Below are 726 nucleotides of genomic sequence, written 5' to 3' on the forward strand. Positions count from 1 at the left end.
CCGAAGGAGTTCGACGCACCAGTGCACGCCGACTCCTTCGTCGTCGAGTTGGCTGCCAGCGGGCTCACGCTAACGATCCCGCCGCACCGATCAATCCTCCGGGTGGCCGAGGAAGCCGGCGTCCCGGTCGTCTACTCCTGCGAGGAAGGGACCTGCGGCACTTGCGAGACCAAGGTTCTCTCCGGCCAGGTCGACCATCGCGACTCGCTGCTGAACCCAGATGAACAAGCGGCCAACGACGCCATCTTCATCTGCGTGTCCCGTGCCGCCTGCTCACGTCTGGTCATCGATCTCTGAACGACATGCGTACGTCTGTTGCTGACACGTGATCCTCAGGAGGCCGGAGTCACCGGTCACGATCTCCATGGACCGATCGGCACGCTCCACGCCCTCCAGCGCGAACACACCCAGAGCACCGCAACCCCAGACCACGGCCAGCTACCGAGCACGCGCAGCAAAAAGGCCACCCGCCCTGCAGGTGGCCCTTCGATTTCCGGTGCTGACCTCCTACTGAAGGGCACTCACTCGGGCACGGGTCCTAATAACAACCCTAGGGTGGAGCTGAGGGGAATCGAACCCCTGACCTTCTCGATGCGAACGAGACGCGCTACCAACTGCGCCATAGCCCCGTGTGTATTCGGTTCAGTGTGTTCACGGCTCTCAACCGCTGCCTGTGCGAAATAATGTACCCCATCGCCGGCAGGCCTCCACACAGGGGGTCCACAC

1 protein-coding gene and 1 tRNA gene are annotated in these 726 nt (G+C 62.9%); one reads left to right on the forward strand and one right to left on the reverse strand.

The window, feature by feature from the left end; all coding sequences use genetic code 11:
• A partial coding sequence (locus ABD323_RS42770; protein WP_344447440.1) for a 2Fe-2S iron-sulfur cluster-binding protein occupies window positions 1-297 on the forward strand: 297 nt, incomplete at its 5' end.
• Window positions 298-556: 259 nt separating this feature from the next.
• Here ABD323_RS42770 and ABD323_RS42775 read toward each other — a convergent pair.
• Window positions 557-629: transfer RNA gene (locus ABD323_RS42775), tRNA-Ala, on the reverse strand.
• Between the last annotated feature and the right edge of the window lie 97 nt (window positions 630-726).

The organism is Kitasatospora nipponensis (genome assembly GCF_039528135.1).
Classification (GTDB): Bacteria; Actinomycetota; Actinomycetes; order Streptomycetales; family Streptomycetaceae; genus Kitasatospora; species Kitasatospora nipponensis.